General features: G+C 44.1%; 12 protein-coding genes and 1 pseudogene. 7 read left to right on the top strand and 6 right to left on the bottom strand.

From position 1 onward, the window contains the following. The 3 genes and pseudogenes from VR7878_RS03435 to VR7878_RS03445 all read left to right on the top strand — a co-directional run. Positions 1-127 (top strand): annotated as a pseudogene (locus tag VR7878_RS03435) (IS200/IS605 family transposase); the annotation flags it as partial. 147 nt (positions 128-274) lie between these two features. Beyond that, on the top strand, positions 275-1,360 hold the full coding sequence (locus VR7878_RS03440) for an autoinducer 2-binding periplasmic protein LuxP (RefSeq protein WP_077333482.1): 1,086 nt from the start codon (positions 275-277) through the stop codon (positions 1,358-1,360). A 41-nt stretch (positions 1,361-1,401) separates the two neighbouring features. Next, a complete protein-coding gene (locus VR7878_RS03445; RefSeq protein ID WP_077333484.1) occupies positions 1,402-3,987 on the top strand; it encodes a LuxQ periplasmic sensor domain-containing protein in 2,586 nt (861 codons plus the stop codon). Between the two features lie 88 nt (positions 3,988-4,075). On the opposite strand, the gene VR7878_RS03450 is transcribed toward VR7878_RS03445, so the two are convergent. After that, a complete protein-coding gene (locus tag VR7878_RS03450; RefSeq protein ID WP_077333486.1) occupies positions 4,076-4,603 on the bottom strand; it encodes a hypothetical protein in 528 nt (175 codons plus the stop codon). A gap of 176 nt (positions 4,604-4,779) precedes the next feature. Between VR7878_RS03450 and VR7878_RS03455 the strand changes: the two genes are divergently transcribed. After that, positions 4,780-6,255: a cobyric acid synthase gene (locus VR7878_RS03455; protein ID WP_077333488.1), complete on the top strand. Its 1,476-nt coding sequence runs from the start codon at positions 4,780-4,782 to the stop codon at positions 6,253-6,255. Between the two features lie 42 nt (positions 6,256-6,297). Here the strand turns inward: VR7878_RS03455 and VR7878_RS03460 are convergent, their stop codons facing one another. The 3 genes from VR7878_RS03460 to yccS form a co-directional block, all read right to left on the bottom strand. Continuing rightward, complete coding sequence (locus VR7878_RS03460) at positions 6,298-6,624, bottom strand: hypothetical protein (protein WP_139344000.1); 327 nt, start codon at positions 6,622-6,624, stop codon at positions 6,298-6,300. A 106-nt stretch (positions 6,625-6,730) separates the two neighbouring features. Beyond that, on the bottom strand, positions 6,731-6,943 hold the full coding sequence (locus tag VR7878_RS03465; RefSeq protein WP_077333492.1) for a hypothetical protein: 213 nt from the start codon (positions 6,941-6,943) through the stop codon (positions 6,731-6,733). A 289-nt stretch (positions 6,944-7,232) separates the two neighbouring features. Next, positions 7,233-9,398 carry a YccS family putative transporter gene (gene yccS, locus VR7878_RS03470; RefSeq protein ID WP_077333494.1) on the bottom strand — a complete coding sequence of 722 codons (2,166 nt, stop codon included), beginning with the start codon at positions 9,396-9,398 and terminating at the stop codon, positions 7,233-7,235. Between the two features lie 371 nt (positions 9,399-9,769). Here yccS and helD point away from each other — a divergent pair, with 371 nt between their 5' ends. Further along, positions 9,770-11,836 carry a DNA helicase IV gene (gene helD, locus VR7878_RS03475; protein ID WP_077333496.1) on the top strand — a complete coding sequence of 689 codons (2,067 nt, stop codon included), beginning with the start codon at positions 9,770-9,772 and terminating at the stop codon, positions 11,834-11,836. A gap of 13 nt (positions 11,837-11,849) precedes the next feature. Here helD and VR7878_RS03480 read toward each other — a convergent pair whose 3' ends face one another. Then, on the bottom strand, positions 11,850-12,311 hold the full coding sequence (locus VR7878_RS03480) for a methylglyoxal synthase (protein WP_077333498.1): 462 nt from the start codon (positions 12,309-12,311) through the stop codon (positions 11,850-11,852). Between the two features lie 359 nt (positions 12,312-12,670). After that, on the bottom strand, positions 12,671-13,891 hold the full coding sequence (glgC, locus tag VR7878_RS03485; protein ID WP_077333500.1) for a glucose-1-phosphate adenylyltransferase: 1,221 nt from the start codon (positions 13,889-13,891) through the stop codon (positions 12,671-12,673). Between the two features lie 289 nt (positions 13,892-14,180). Here glgC and VR7878_RS03490 point away from each other — a divergent pair, with 289 nt between their 5' ends. Together VR7878_RS03490 and VR7878_RS03495 are read left to right on the top strand one after the other, a co-directional pair. Beyond that, entirely contained in the window at positions 14,181-14,849 is a 669-nt protein-coding gene (locus VR7878_RS03490; RefSeq protein WP_077333502.1) for an SH3 domain-containing protein, read from the top strand. A gap of 473 nt (positions 14,850-15,322) precedes the next feature. Next, positions 15,323-16,063 (top strand): SDR family oxidoreductase, encoded by a 741-nt coding sequence (locus tag VR7878_RS03495; RefSeq protein ID WP_077333504.1) that lies wholly within the window; start codon positions 15,323-15,325, stop codon positions 16,061-16,063. The last annotated feature ends 1 nt before the right edge of the window (position 16,064 follow it).

Genomic DNA, 16,064 nt, shown 5'->3' on the forward strand with positions numbered 1-16,064 from the left:
AGATACGGTAGGTAAAAATACGAGCAAGATACAAAATTACATCAAGCAGCAACTAGAGCAGGATAAAATGGGAGAGCAATTGTCGATCCCGTATTCAGGTAGCCCGTTTACGGGCCGCAGGAACTAGTCATATGCAAATGTCAGATCACTACGCGCCTGCTAGGGCGCTGCTAGTAGGAGAGCCTTATAGGCGCATATGAAAAACCACCGGCTATGCCGGTGGATACTTTTTTTTGTTGATGTAGCAAAATGTTTAATTAATGAGAAGACGACAATGAGACTTTTTGGAGTTATTTTAACCACCTGCTTTTTTCTTATTTATCACTCAGCAGCTTACGCATTAAGTGGTTACTGGCATTACAACGAATATCTTGATTTAAATCCGGATCAAAAACAACTGACTCTTTCTTTAGCAAATGCGGTTCGACTTGAGCCGAAGCCATTACAGGCGACGCAGGAAAATCCGGTAAAAATATCGGTGATTTATCCTGGGCAGCAAGTATCGGACTATTGGAGCCGTAATATCCGAGCCTTTGAATTGCGTTTAAATGAACTTGGGGTCAAGTATGAAATTCATCAGGTATTTACCCGGCCGAATCTGGATATCCGCCAACAAAGTCTCTCTTTGATGGAGGCATTAAAAAATAAATCCGACTATTTGATTTTTACGCTTGATACCACCAGACACAAAAAATTTATTGAACATGTGTTAAGAGGCGGAGAGACCAAACTGATTATCCAGAATGTGACTACACCAGTGAAAGACTGGGCACATCGACAACCATGGATGTATATCGGTTTTGATCATGAAATAGGAACCAGTTTGCTGGTGGACTATTTTAAGAAGACATTAAAGCCCCATTCACCTTATTCCGTATTGTATTTTTCTCAAGGCTATGTGAGCGCTGCCCGGGGCGATACGTTTATTCAAGCAATGACGGAATATCCGCTTGTATCGTCATTTTATACCCAGGCTAATCAGGAGAGTGCTTATAAAATCACGCTTGAGAATATGAGAGAACATCCGGAGATTAAATTATTGTATGCCTGTTCAACCGATGTTGCTCTCGGGGCAGTCAAAGCATTGAAAGAGCTCGGCCGGGAAGATGTTCTTATCAATGGTTGGGGTGGCGGTTCAGCCGAGCTGGAGGCTTTGCAGCATCATGATTTGAATGTCACAGTGATGCGAATGAATGATGACACCGGTGTCGCAATGGCCGAAGCCATCAAGTGGGATCTTGAAGGTAAAAAGGTACCGACGGTTTATTCCGGAGACTTTGAAGTTGTATCCAGTGAAGATAAGCCTGATAGAATTGAGATGTTGAAACAGCGTGCATTCCGATATTCTGATCGACACTGATCTGATCGCAAAATGATAGATAAAGAAAGAGACTATGCTTTATGAACGTCAGACCAAGCCCTATCAGACAGAAACAGAAGATAGCGACCTATTTTACCCGGGCGATCACCATTATCATTGCCATCCTGACATTTAGTGTTCTGTTTCAAAATTATCAGATCAGTAGTCAGCTGATCGCTCAGGAAGTGCAACGAACGGCAAATCAGACCTCAGGGTTAGTTCAAGGCATGGTCAACTTCCGTCTTTCTTTGCTCAAAATTCATCAAGATGGTAGTGCGACCAATGCTGATTTATTACATGCGGTAAGTTCCGGCAAGTCGCAGTATATCGATCAATATTTTCGTGCCGTTGACCAGCTTGACCCGGATAATACCCCGGATGTCCGCTTTATTGCCGGATTGAATCATATGCTGTGGGATGATGGTAATGCGCAGTTTTATGGCATTGTGCCGAATGAATTGGAGTCTGTTTCACATCGCATGGTTGTCAATAATGCGTGGATGCTGGTGAAAATCCCATCTTTGCTGGAAACGGTTTATGCTTTGGCCAGAAGAACCCCGCTAGTGAGTAATCAATCCGGTGAGCTGATTGGTTACTTTTACGTGATGTTTGTGATTAATAATAATTACAATCTTATCGAACAGATTCGCACTCGCAGTAATTCGCAAAATTTGATTCTGGCGATCGGTTCAAACGTGTTGTCGACGACTCTCAACGGAGAAGAGTCATATTCAGAGCAGGATGTGCTCGCTTCCCAACAAAATTCTGATCGACTGGCGTCTTATACGGTCAATACCACCGAACTGAATGTTGATGAAAATCCGACGCAACTGATGATTTATGCGGTTCAGGATAACCAGAATGTCGTCAAACTGAAGCGTAATTTTTATTACGGTGTGGTGTTTATTCTTGTGGCGACAACATTGTTCTCTTTTATCTTATGGCGTTGGTTGCACAATAGAATTCGTGCGGAGATTGAAAAACTGGTGCAGTTTAGCCGCTCTATTGTTGATCGTGGAGCTGAGCATGTTTTTCATGGTTCAAAGATCGAGGAGTTTGATCTGTTCGGGCGGGCACTTGAGCATACCTTTAAGCGCTTATCCGAACAAGAAAAGCAATTTGAGAATTTGTTTAATTTCTCGATTGCACCAACCATTTTATGGGGGGCCGACGGGCGTTTACTACGGATGAACCCCGCAGCGGTAAAACAGTTTTCAAAGGATAGTCAGGTCGCTACTTTTTATGAGCTGAAAGAACGATTAATCCCTAGTATTAAAAAGGCGTCGAACGGAGAAACACTGAATGAAGTTGCGACTGAGTTCGACAGTCAAATATTCCGCTGGACGATTTCCCCGATTGTGACGGAAGGCCGTGTCGAGTCAGTCCTGACTCAAGGGCAGGATGTCACCACCATTGCCGAAGCTGAGAAACAAAGTCACTTGGCCCGGAGTGAAGCAGAGAGAGCCGCTGGTGCCAGAGCTGATTTTCTGGCTCGGATGAGCCATGAAGTCAGAACACCTTTAAACGGGATTTTGGGGGTGTCACAGTTATTAAAAGAGAGTGTGACGGATGAAAAGCAGCTTGAACAGGTTGGGGTTCTCAGCTTATGTAGCGAACATCTGCTTGCTGTTTTGAATGATATTCTGGACTTCTCCAAGATCGAACAGAATAAATTCAAACTCAATCCGGTTCATTTCCACTTGATTGAAACGGTTCGGGTCATTGAACGGATTTATCAGCCATTGTGTCAGGAAAAGGAACTTGGGCTGGATGTCATGACCAATATTCAGGAAGATACCATCGTGGTTATTGATCAAATCCGTCTCAATCAAATTATCTTCAATTTACTGAATAACGCGATTAAATTTACCCGTGAAGGGGAGATTTGTGTTCTGATCAATTTAAACCATTCTGAAAATGGTGCGATGTTCCATGTCTCCATTTCTGATACCGGTATTGGTATCGGGCATGATGATCTTACGTTGATCTTTGAACCTTTTATTCAGGGGGGAACGACCTCAAGCCGTGAGTTTGGTGGCAGTGGTTTAGGATTATCGATTGTGAAAAATCTGGTGGAGCTCATGGGGGGCGTGGTGTCAGTTTCGTCTCAGGTCGGCAAAGGAAGCTGCTTCGAGTTCACGATTCCGATTGAAGTTGAGCAATACCGTGCCAGACACGTAAAAGAAACAATTGAGCAGGAGCCGTCAGGCCAGTTGTTTGAACAATCTCCGCATGTTTTGTTAGTCGAAGATAACAAAACCAATGCGTATATCGCGAAGGCATTTTGTGACCGTTTCGGATTGCGGGTGACATGGGTTGAGGATGGAACGGTTGCGGTTGAAACGCTGAAAAAAATGGGCTTTGATTTAATTTTAATGGATAACCAGTTGCCGGGCATGGATGGTGTGGAAGTGACGGACTTTGTTAAACATCAGCTCAGACTAGACACGCCAATTTATGCATGTACTGCTGATGATACTGAAAAAACGAAGAATGATTTCTTACATGCAGGGGCAGAATACATACTGGTCAAACCGATTCGGGAAGAAAATTTACATCAAGCGCTGGTTCATTTCAGAGATCATTATTGGGAACCAGTGACGTCGAGTGTCATTCAGTCTCATTAGTGAATTCATCAGCTGAGGGGGCAGGGAGCAATGATTTGATGGTGGACATCGTTGACCGGTTTCCAGAGAAAACCGGTCACAAAGGTGATTAATATTCGTAGCGGACACCGAGGACGGTTCGTGGCCCCCAAAGTCCGTTATTATCAAATCCCATATTTAAAGAGAGTTGATCGGTTGAGTGGAAACGGGCACCGAAACTGACGACAGAATGTTCATCCAGTTTTCCCAGTTTGCCATAAACTTCTAACTGTTCACCAATCCACAGCCGGGCACCGATATTGATTTCTCCCAAGGTATCAGATTCACCACCTTCATCCCGGGGACGTTTGATTTGATGTAACAGCATCGCACCGAATACATCAGCAAATTGGGTCACCGGACCATTAAAGCCAATCCCGGCAGCCAGATCCCAATCGTTATCCATTTGGGTGTCGGCATGACCGAGCACATGAAAATTGTCCACCACACTCATACTGAATTCTGACCCGATAGATTCAGGCCCGCCGCTGACCCGGACTTCAAGATAATTGTAATTAAAGTTTGCGGCATGGGCTGACAGCGGTGCAAAGATAAAAGCGAGGCCCGTAATGGTGAGACTGAAAGCCTGTTTTAGCATAAAACGTCCTATCGGTTTGATTCCCTTTATATAGAGAGAAGTATAATATATTGATTTTTAATTTAAACGATTAGGACAGATATTCAAGTGTTACCTATCAGCTAGTTATGATTCTTTGAGTGAATCCCAAAATTCTGATGGTGACAGTTGTTTATTTCCGATGGAGCCGCTCGATAATGAAATCTTCGTTGAATGCCCTGATGGTGCAGGGAACAACCTCCGATGCAGGAAAAAGTGTCCTTGTTGCCGGGCTGTGCCGGGTACTTTACCGTCGGGGTGTCCGGGTTGCGCCTTTTAAACCTCAGAATATGGCATTGAATAGCGCTGTGACATCTGACGGAGGAGAAATCGGGCGTGCTCAGGCGGTTCAGGCATTCGCTGCCGGGATTGAACCCTCAGTGCATATGAACCCTGTTTTGCTCAAACCCAATTCCGATACCGGTGCACAGATTATTCTGCAGGGCAAAGCGATCACCAATATGGAAGCGGATTGTTACCATGATTATAAGAAAACTGCGCTGCATGTAGTGATGGATTCCTTTCAGCATCTCAGTGAAACGTATGACAGTATCATGATTGAAGGGGCGGGCAGTCCGGCCGAAATTAACCTGCGTGAAAATGATATTGCCAATATGGGTTTCGCGGAATCGGCGGATGTGCCGGTGATTATTGTGGCAGATATTGATCGTGGTGGTGTTTTTGCACATTTGTATGGCACGCTGGCGTTACTTTCCGAGTCTGAACAGGCGCGAGTTATTGGTTTTGTGATCAATCGGTTTCGCGGGGATATTCGCCTGCTTCAGTCAGGGCTTGACTGGCTGGAGCAGAAAACCGGTAAGCCGGTGATCGGTGTATTGCCTTATTTACATGGATTGGATATTGAAGCTGAAGATGCAATTGTGGCGACCGAAGTCCGTGAAGGAGATGAGAAGCTGAAAGTGGTGGTACCGGTGCTCTCTCGTATCAGTAACCATACCGATTTCGATGCCTTGCGCCACCACCCGGAAATTTCATTTCGTTATATCAGAAAAGGAGAAAGACTCCGCCATGCTGATCTGATTATCCTGCCCGGTAGCAAATCAACCCGTGCTGATCTTGCGTTTTTAAGAGCACAGGGGTGGGATAAAGATATCATGCAGCATCTGCGTTATGGGGGTAAAGTCATCGGTATCTGTGGCGGATATCAAATGCTTGGTCAGACGATTCGTGATCCGCTCGGTATCGAAGGAGAGCCGGGTGTCAGTCAGGGATTGGGGATACTGGATATCGATACCGAATTGATGGCACAAAAATATCTGACCAATGTGCAAGGATCACTCTGTTTCGACGGCAATAATATACCAGTCAAAGGGTACGAAATTCACGCCGGGTATTCACATCGACGGGATGGCAGTCGTGATCAAGCAATTATCCGGTTACAGGATGGCCGGGAAGATGGTTTGATGGATGATGCTAATCAGGTATTCGGAACTTACCTGCATGGAATTTTTGACCAAACAGAAGTCATGCAATGTTTATGTCAATGGGCGGGGAGCGGAGAGCTTCAAACGCTTGATCATGTCCGGTTGAAAGAGGATGCCCTGAATCGGGTCGCTGATGCGATTGAAGCACATCTTGATTTAGCATTGCTGTGGCCGGAACTACCGAAATAAGCGATTTTATAGCGGATGACCGCTATCCGATCAGTACCACTATCAGACTTGAATATCGAGTAAAGAGCCAATCATGTCCTGCTCACGCTGAATGACGTTGGCACCGGCACGGTTATATTGTGTTGCCTGATTAAGTTTTATTAAGGCGTCAACTTGGGTTTGATCCGGTTCTTTGTCGGCTGTTTCTTTCTGTTGGCGAATAGTATTTTGCTGGGGAGCGAGTGCAGAATCGACCGCGCGTGGTTCTTGTTGCATCTGTTCATCATTACGATATTGCGCAGCACGGTTTATATCACGACTTGCCTCATTGGTCATTTGAGTCGCGTTATTGAGCATTTGATAACCGGACTGAAGTGCAGATACAGACATAAAATCTCCCTTGGTCATGTTCATATTATAGCCAAAATATGACTCAGGTACATTTTTTTCTTGAATACTGTAAGTGTAAGTCGGCTGACGCATGACGGCCGATGCCTTAGAACAGACTCGAGAGCACTTCCAACTCTTCGTGAGTCAGAAGCGGCGAACGTTCTGAAGATAAGTTTGCATCGATTTCGCTCTGAAGACTTCGCAACTGAGCTGGAGTCAACTGTTTGAGTTGCGCTTTCAATGATTCAAACTGGTAGCTTGATAAGCTAGGCTCGGATACCGAGAAATAATGGTGACTATGACTGAGTTGTGTCTGCATCGTTATACTCCGTTTCTCCATCACTGATTAAGTCAGGCCACGATGTTCTGATTTTGTATGTTTATTGTTCGGTTCAGTCTTAGAGTCTAAGTTTTTCGATAAATGCTTTTGTCCGTAAAATGTCAGATAAAAGCAAGAATGCTGCACAAAAACGTTTGTTTTTGCAACGAAGTGTCAATTTAAGCCCGTTTGATAAGCATGAATTATGTAAACCGAATTTGAACTATGGTTTTTCTATGGGTGGCGGTTAGGACTCGTGCAGGCTGAGGGGAAGGCGTCGGAGGCCACCTCAGTGTGATTCCTGTCCGACCCGGGCTGCCAGTTTGTCTGCCAGTGCATGTAATTCGGGGAGAATCCGGTGAATCAGATGCAGTTGTTGCAACACTAAACGGACTGAACCTTTGTCTTCTTCATGCCATTCTGCCAGTTGCTTTTCTAATCCTGTATCTTCAATCTGGCTGATATCACAGCTGTTTTGGTGATGTTCCAGTTGCTCATGGAGTTGTTGCAGGTGTTGGTGAATGACGCGGTGGCCATTCAGAATCAGGTGGATAACCGATTCATCATCCAATTGTGTCCGGTGTGCTCCGATGGTTGAAATATAACTGAGCAGGGCATGATTTAAGGTTAAAAAGCGGAAGCTTTCTTCTTCTGCTTTTCTGTATTTCCCCGGTTCGGACAGCATGTTATTGATTGCGGTGGTGAGTGCTGCATCCTGATCATGTGCTTCTCTTCTGGCGACACGATAACTCAAGCTATCTTTCTTGCCGATACGGTATTGCACCATCATTTGATCCAGATAGTTTTTATTACTTCGAATCGCTTCAGCCATGACACGGTGGAGCCTTTTAGCGTGCCAGTCCGGCAGAATGAAAGATACGGCGAATACAGCAAGGCCACACCCGATGAGTGTATCAAGCAAACGCGGTAGCACCACTGCATATCCGGCGCCCATTTGGTTAAAGCAAAAGAGAACTAAGACGGTGATAAATCCGGTTGCGTAGCCGTAATTATTATTCCGGAAGGCAAAAAACATCACACCGGAGATGACGATCAGTGTGACCTGGCTTGCCTGAGAGGGAAACAAGGTCAGCAGTAATACGCCGATAAATAATCCGGAAATCGTCCCGATAACACGGAGCGTAATTCTTTGTCGGGTCGAGGAGAAATTGGGCTGGCAGACAAACAGTGTTGTGAGAAGGATCCAGTATCCCAGTTCGAGGTCGAAACTCTGTAAAATAGCATAGCCGGTTGTGAATGTGACGGACATCCGAATCGCATGACGAAACAGCAGTGAATCCCGGTTCATGTTACTCCAGACCCGTTGCCACATACTTCTCAGCCCATAAGGATTGGTATCTGAAAGTTGGTTTTCATCAAACTGGTTACTTTCAGGATGGCCGATATGACATAACTGCTTTTCGATGGTGGACAGGTTGTTCAACAGATAATTGAGCTGGGCAAATAACGACTTCCACTCTGGGCGGGAATGGGCGTGTAAATACTGCATCGAGATGTGCAGTTCATCCAGTGCCAGAGCAGATGCGTTCGGGTGTTGATACTCACGGTTTTCTTTGATACTGGTTGCGATTTCCCGACATGCCTGAGCTTGCGTTTCTAACAGATGCCGGAAACGAAAAAGAATGTCACTGCGGCTAAAATGTTCCGCGAGTTCCTGATACCGATAGTGTGTTGAACTGATACGCTCATGAATATCTTGCGCGAGAAAGTAAGTGTTCAAAAAATGGTGACTGGTGGTATGAATCTGGCCTCTCTTGCTATAAGAAAGTAATGTTGCCTTACATTGGTTCAGCGCAGTGACAATCTGAGCATTGAAATTGGCTTCACGAATCCGATAGGGTTGAATTTGCACTTGTGAGACCGGATGAAACAGTTCACTTTTCAGGGCGAAGTAGTCCGCCAGATTGAAAAAAACAGCGGCAAGATTTTCTTTGACCGGACGATTAGGAAACAGAACCAGCCAGACAATTGACAGCAGGTAATACCACAGTGCACCGGCAAGCAGTAACGTCGGTTGAAACCAGAATCCGGGGCTTTGGTGTTCGCCAATCATGGTATAGACAGCAATCAACAGTGAGCCAAATGCAATACTGGCATAGCGCGAGCTGATTGCGCCGAGCATAATGAAACCAAATGTGGAAAGGGCCAGACCGATCGCAAATAAGAGCGGGTGATGAAACAGGATTTCAATCGAAAATGTCGCGATCGCAAAACAGATCAGCGCCAGACTAATGGTTTTGAGCCTTCCGGTAAGACTATCATCTTGTTCTGTCAGTGCTGCTGCAATAATCCCCAGAATCAGCGGGGTAATCCAAGTTGATAGTTGATAATGCCAAGTCGGTAATACCACACCTAGCAGTGCAATTAGAATTAAGACAGAATAATGGAACGTTTTATTCGCCCAATAACCACGAATCTGACTGAGGAATTTCACAGGATTTCAACCATTTCATTCATGTTGCGTCACTATCGTGAATGATATCAGAACTGGACTGTAACGTATTGAACTTTTGTCTGTCTTTTCAGTAACCGACATCAAAATATGGCGTAATTTCCAAGCGGGAAATGACAAGCTGTTGACGGAACAACCTGTCTGGTTGTGATATTTGTTATCGCTGGGAATGTCAGTTAAACAATGATGTTGCTATGATGCCCCAGAAGCGTTGAGATAAATGACTATTTTATATATAAATAGACCCTCGTTACCTTTGGGCAGGATTTCGACTGCACGGAGGACATACTTCAGATATTCTTACGCGTGTAACTGAATTTATACGTTGAACCCCAAGTCAATGAGCATAACTGATGCAGCTGAAAGCTAGTAATACTGCAAAATATTTTATGAATGATGAGTTTTACCAAGTCGCAATTGATGGCGAGAAACTCATTGTCCGTTCTAGTGTCGCAGAAGAAAGAATTCCATTTGCAGTCTGGGATGGTTCAGTCCGTGTCCGGCGCGGGATTGTGTGGGGAGAACTTGAGTTTTTTGCCCATGAACATGACGGTCAGCGTTATAGTTGGTTAATCCGGGGGCTACCTTGGCCCCAGTGTCGGAAATTCGCTGACCAAGCCGTCGCTGCTTATCGCCAATGGCATCAATTACAGTGTGCTCAGCTTTCTACTTACTTACCGGCTTGGCAGCAAGCGCTGAATCAACGCCGGAATGAACCTGTGTTTCTTGCGCATTCCAAGATCAGAGAGTGGCACCGTCAGGTGAGCCGTGATTTGACAACATTGGGGATGTCTCTTGATGAGATTGAGCAGCGAGTTCCGGGGCTGATTTCAGAAATTGGCGCATGGTACCATCAACCATCAGTGATGCTGTCACAGCGTAATGAAGCATGGGTTGAGGCAGAGCGCGAGCGGTGGAATACGTTATTTAAGACGCTTGAATCATCCCCGTTAAATCCGTCACAGCAGTCTGCAGTGCTTTTAAACGATGATTATAATCTGGTATTAGCCGGTGCCGGTTCGGGCAAAACCAGCGTGCTGTCTGCCCGGGTTGCCTATTTGATTGAAAGTGGGTTGGCTACGGGCGACCAGATCCTGTTGCTGTCATTCGGAAAAGACGCTGCATCGGAGATGGAACAGCGCCTAAAAGACCGGGTCGGGCCGGCAGCGACGCATGTGACAGTCAATACGTTTCATCAGCTTGGGTTACGGATTATTCAGGAAGTTGAAGGGCAGAATGTGCAACTGTCTCCGATTGTCGGCGAAGCCAAGCTTAAAGAAGCTTGGATGACCGACTGGCTCAAAAAACACTGGATGACTCCGACCAATTTTAAACGCTGGCAGAAACATTTAAATCAATGGCCGATTGCTTATATCAAAGGGGATGAAGAGCTGGGGAGTCATGTCGAAAACCCTAAATTGATTTCTTGGTTGACGCAGCAGGTTGAACAACTGTCGCTGTTGGGCTTTAGTAAAAAAGAGATTCAGCAAAGAATTGTCGAGCGTGAAGATTACCCGCGCCTGAACAGTGAACTTGCACTCTGTTGGCCATGTTATCAGGCTTGGAATGATATGCTGAAGACACAGGGGCAACTGGATTTTAATCTGATGATCAGCCGGGCGACGGCTTATGTCAGAAAGAAAAAATATCAATCCCGTTGGGCGTTTATTATGGTCGATGAATATCAGGATATTTCGCCACCACGTCTTGCGTTATTAGAAGCACTTTGCCAACAACATTCATCAAGTGGCAATCTCTTTGCCGTCGGCGATGATTGGCAATCGATTTATCAGTTTGCCGGTTCTGATGTCGATCTAACCACGGGTTTCAAGCAGCGTTTTCCTGCCTCGACAGTAACACATCTGGATACCACATATCGGTTTAACAACCGACTGGCAGAGGTCGCAAATGCTTTTGTACAGGCTAATCCACAGCAGATACCGAAATCGCTCAATAGTCTGAAAACACAGAAAAGCAATGCGGTGGCACTGCTTCCTCAATCACGGATCGAAAAGGTTATCGAACAGCTCAATCGGAAGGGGACAGCCAAGAATGAAGTCAAATCACTATTAATTCTTGGCAGAAATCACTATCACAAACCCGAATTGCTCACAGCATGGCAGAAGCAATATCGTCAGCTCGATATTCAGTTCATGACATGTCATGCGAGTAAGGGCAAAGAGGCTGATTTTGTCATCATTGTGAATGTAGATGAAGGACAGTTTCCGGCTAAAGCGAAAACCATGCATTTGGATGATGTTTTAACATTATCAGATGAAACTTTCCCCGATGCAGAAGAGCGTCGCCTGTTTTATGTTGCGATGACCCGGGCAAGAGAGAAAGTCTGGATTGCCTACAATGCCGGTGGTTCATCCTTCGTCAAAGAACTGCTTGAGGGGCCATACGCGGTTTCTAAATGATAAATTCAGTCCCTTATAGTATTTTTCGGGCATTGATATAGGACTGATAGTCAGGGATTTCGATATCGGTACTTTGCGCTATCAACGCGGATGAAAAAATGAAATCGGCTGTGGCACGGTTGAGTGCCATTGGAATATTCCACACACTGGCAATGCGCAGCAGTGCTTTTACGTCTGGATCATGCGGTACGGCATTCAGCGGATCCCAGAAAAACACTAACACATCGATCTTACATTCAGAAATTAAAGCACCGATCTGCTGATCTCCGCCCATCGGGCCACTGATCATTTGAATGATATCAAGACCGGTTTCCTGGTTTAAAAGGTGACCCGTTGTGCCCGTCGCATAAAGCGTATGATTGGCGAGTTGTGCTTGGTTTTGCTTGGTCCATGCGAGTAGGTCAGCCTTGCGGTGATCGTGCGCGACAAGGGCAATATGTTTCTTTTCCGATAATTTGCGTTGGATCGTTTGCATTGATTTTGCTCCATGCTCATGGATGACTCATGTTGAATGTTTTTCTGAGTCCATAATGTTAGATTATTTTATATACGAAATATTCTATATAAATCAATTATTTTTATTGATAATTGGGGTTTGATTTATCTTCTTTTAACAAAACGGAATGAAACCAATACATTGTAAAAGAGGAATTGAACGGGGTGGCTTTTTACTGTTTTTCTCCGAGTAAAAATATTCCATACTCATACGTATCGAGCAGTGTTCTCTTAAAGGCTACCCCCTATGATGTTCTCTTTGAGAGAGTATATGCCTGAAATTTGACCGTATTTCGAGAGAAATACGGTTTTTTTTTATACATGGTGGTTGGTACGAGGTTAATTAGTAAAGTGATAGCTTTCCGGTACGACGATGATACCTTTTTCTGACACATGGAAGCGTTTTTTGTCTTGCACGGGATCTACCCCGATTTGTGTATAAGGGGGGACACGGACATGCTTATCGATAATACAATTGACCAACTGACATCCTTCGCCTATTTCAACATCATCGAAAATAATACTATCGACAATCGTTGCACTATCATTGATCCGCACATTGGAAGAAATAATCGAGTGCTGTACGGATCCACCAGAATTGACGACGCCGTTGGCGATCATCGAATTGATAAAGATCCCTTCATTTCCGGTTGCTGATGAAACGGTCCGGGCTGGCGGGAACTGAGGCTCATAGGTACGGATAGCCCAGTTTTTCTGGTAAATATTCATCGGTGGGACTGGTTCGAGCAGATCCATATTGGCCTGATAATAGGAGTCGAGTGTTCCGACATCTCGCCAGTAGCAGTCCTTGGCAACTCGCCCTTTGTCACCATAGAAGTTATAAGCGAATACGGCGTTGGTTTTGATCAGTTCCGGAATGACATCCTTACCGAAATCGTGACTCGAATGCTCTCGTTCTGAGTCATCAACTAATGCTTCTTGCAGGACATCCATATTGAAAATGTAGACACCCATGGACACGAGACTACGTTCTGGTTGTGTGATCATCGCTGGCGGGTCGAGCGGTTTTTCAATGAATTCAGTAATTTTTGCGTTGTCATCAGTACAGACAACCCCGAATATACTCGCCTCATTCCGGGGAACATCCATACAGGCAATGGTGAGTTTTGCCTGATTGGCAATATGCTCTTCCAGCATTGCGGCATAGTCCATCTTATAAATATGGTCACCGGATAGCACCACGACATACTTCGCATCACTTCTCGAAAGCAGCCACAGATTATGGAAGATGGCATCAGCTGTCCCTTCATACCATTTACCGCCTTTGCGCATCTGCGGCGGGACAGCGGTAATGTATTCTCCCAGTTCAGGGTTGAATATGGACCATCCGTCCCGAAGATGTTTTTGTAGCGAGTGAGATTTATATTGGGTTAGTACCAGAATCCGTCTTAATCCGGAGTGCAGGCAGTTGGTTAAAGTAAAATCAATAATGCGATATTTACCACCAAAAGGAACAGCCGGTTTTGCCCGGTGATCCGTTAATGGGGAAAGACGTGAGCCGATTCCACCAGCAAGCACAACTGTCAGTGTTTCTTGCATCTTTATTATCTCCCTATATATGTGCAATTCACTTCAATTGTAGTGAGCAGTACAAGTTTTAAGCCAACAAGTAAGTGCTTCTATGCTCAGTGATTCAGATATGGGGATGGTTTCAGATGATGTATTTTGGTGCGTAAAATAATCATGAATGAATGATTTTGGTGCAACTCACAACGTGAAGTCATCCGGTTTTTACGTAAGTTTCTATACGTTACAATCAACACAAGTTATTGTTAAGTGAATCTTTCCGTTGCCGATAACAAAACAGATACAAAGAGGCGCTGATTATATGAAAAAAGTACTGATGATTTTGATCTTATTGTTGGGAGTCGGTGGTGCCGGGGCTGGGTATTATCTGTTTTATATGAAACCGGCACAAGACGCAGCCGAACAAGGTGTAACAAAAAAGAAGAAAAAGCCAGTATTACCCAATACTTCAACCGAGCAGCCTGATGAAACGGCAGAGGCAGAAGTCAATACGCATTTTTATGTAAATGAACATAAATTGGCAATCAGGAATGCTCCTGATCCGGAATCTTTTCCTGTGCGATATTTGTATAAAGGTGACCCAGTCACTGTGCTGGAGCAAAAGCAAGGCTGGGGTCGGATTTCCAGATATTTTGTCTATCAGCAAGGGGGGCCGGAAATCGCTGAGTGGGTCGCAATGGATCAGTTAAGTGAACAGGTTCCGGTGATTTCCAAAGAAGAAAGAGAAGAGATTCTGATGAGTTATATTAATAAATCAGATGATTTACTGATGTATAAAGAAAAATTTATCCAAATCACCGGACAGCTCATCGATGAACAAATGTGCGTGCCGGAAGATTTTGACGAGCTGAAAGGTTGGGTCCGTTCTGTTCGTTACCAAGAACGCCATGTCTATTTTATTTATTGTGGTGGTTTGAAATCAGTTGATAAAATTTATTTTGATGCTGATAGCGGGGAAATATTTTATTAGTAAATTAAATCTTAAATAAAGATTAGATTGGCTTTTATTTATATTGATATAAATAATTAATTTCACAATAAACAAATGTAATTTAATTTTTATTTTTGACAAATTTGTTTTTTTGATTATTTATTTTATTAGATGTTTAACCTATTGATTGTGCTGTATATCTCTAAAATCATTCTCAAATGAACCCATAATTTTATCTATTAAATCATACACTTAAACGCCATTGTTATTATTATAAAATAACAATGGCGTTTTTTGTGACATTCATCTTTGTTGGTAAATTTATTTCAACATTTATTTGAAAATTTGAAGCCTTATATTAGCTTAAATAATGAAGAAAATATTTTTATTTGATTTCAAAGGCTTTGAAGTTGTTACATTGTTTTAACATTTGTCGGTTGGTGTCCATTCCTCATTTGACACCTTTCATTATAAAACATATTGAATTTAATTATTTTAGGATGGAGTCTTGAATGAAAAGAATCGCTTTGATTACCGGCTCAAAGGGCGGTATTGGTTCTGCTATTTCTAGTCAACTCGTCGCGGAAGGATTCCGTGTTGTCGCAACATATTATACTGGAGCATACCAGTGCGCTATCGATTGGTTTACTCAAAAAGGGTTTACTGAAGATCAGGTTCGTCTGCTTGAATTGGATGTCACGGATACAGCACAGTGTGCACAACGATTGTCATTGCTCCTTGAGGAGGAAGGAAGTGTCGATGTCGTCATTAATAATGCCGGCATTACAAGAGATGGTGTATTTAAAAAAATGACTGCTCAAAACTGGAAAGATGTTATTGATACCAATTTGAACAGTGTATTCAATGTGACTCAACCTTTATTCGGTGCGATGTGTGATAAAGGCTATGGTCGCGTGATCAATATTTCATCAGTGAATGGCCTGAAAGGTCAGTTCGGTCAAACAAACTACTCTGCTGCGAAAGCCGGCATGATTGGCTTTAGCAAAGCTTTAGCTGCCGAAGGTGCACGTTTTGGTGTAACCGTTAATGTCATCGCACCCGGATATACAGCCACCCCCATGGTGGAAGAAATGAAGCCTGAAGTCCTCGAGTCTATCGTCGGACAAGTCCCAATGAAACGTCTTGCTAAACCCGAAGAAATCGCCCAGACAGTCAGCTTCTTAGTAAGTGACGGTGCTGCCTATATGACAGGCGCCACATTATCTGTCAACGGCGGACTATACATGAGCTAAT

Origin of the sequence: Vibrio ruber DSM 16370 (genome assembly GCF_900163965.1) — a bacterium.
Lineage (GTDB): Bacteria > Pseudomonadota > Gammaproteobacteria > Enterobacterales > Vibrionaceae > Vibrio > Vibrio ruber.

Excerpts from the sequence above, each read along its gene's own strand:
- VR7878_RS03440 (WP_077333482.1), top strand. The coding sequence starts at position 275 with ATGAGACTTTTTGGAGTTATTTTAACCACCTGCTTTTTTCTTATTTAT.
- VR7878_RS03445 (WP_077333484.1), top strand. The coding sequence starts at position 1,402 with ATGAACGTCAGACCAAGCCCTATCAGACAGAAACAGAAGATAGCGACC.
- VR7878_RS03450 (WP_077333486.1), bottom strand. The coding sequence starts at position 4,603 with ATGCTAAAACAGGCTTTCAGTCTCACCATTACGGGCCTCGCTTTTATC.
- VR7878_RS03455 (WP_077333488.1), top strand. The coding sequence starts at position 4,780 with ATGAAATCTTCGTTGAATGCCCTGATGGTGCAGGGAACAACCTCCGAT.
- VR7878_RS03460 (WP_139344000.1), bottom strand. The coding sequence starts at position 6,624 with ATGTCTGTATCTGCACTTCAGTCCGGTTATCAAATGCTCAATAACGCG.
- VR7878_RS03465 (WP_077333492.1), bottom strand. The coding sequence starts at position 6,943 with ATGCAGACACAACTCAGTCATAGTCACCATTATTTCTCGGTATCCGAG.
- helD (WP_077333496.1), top strand. The coding sequence starts at position 9,770 with ATGCAGCTGAAAGCTAGTAATACTGCAAAATATTTTATGAATGATGAG.
- VR7878_RS03480 (WP_077333498.1), bottom strand. The coding sequence starts at position 12,311 with ATGCAAACGATCCAACGCAAATTATCGGAAAAGAAACATATTGCCCTT.
- glgC (WP_077333500.1), bottom strand. The coding sequence starts at position 13,891 with ATGCAAGAAACACTGACAGTTGTGCTTGCTGGTGGAATCGGCTCACGT.
- VR7878_RS03490 (WP_077333502.1), top strand. The coding sequence starts at position 14,181 with ATGAAAAAAGTACTGATGATTTTGATCTTATTGTTGGGAGTCGGTGGT.
- VR7878_RS03495 (WP_077333504.1), top strand. The coding sequence starts at position 15,323 with ATGAAAAGAATCGCTTTGATTACCGGCTCAAAGGGCGGTATTGGTTCT.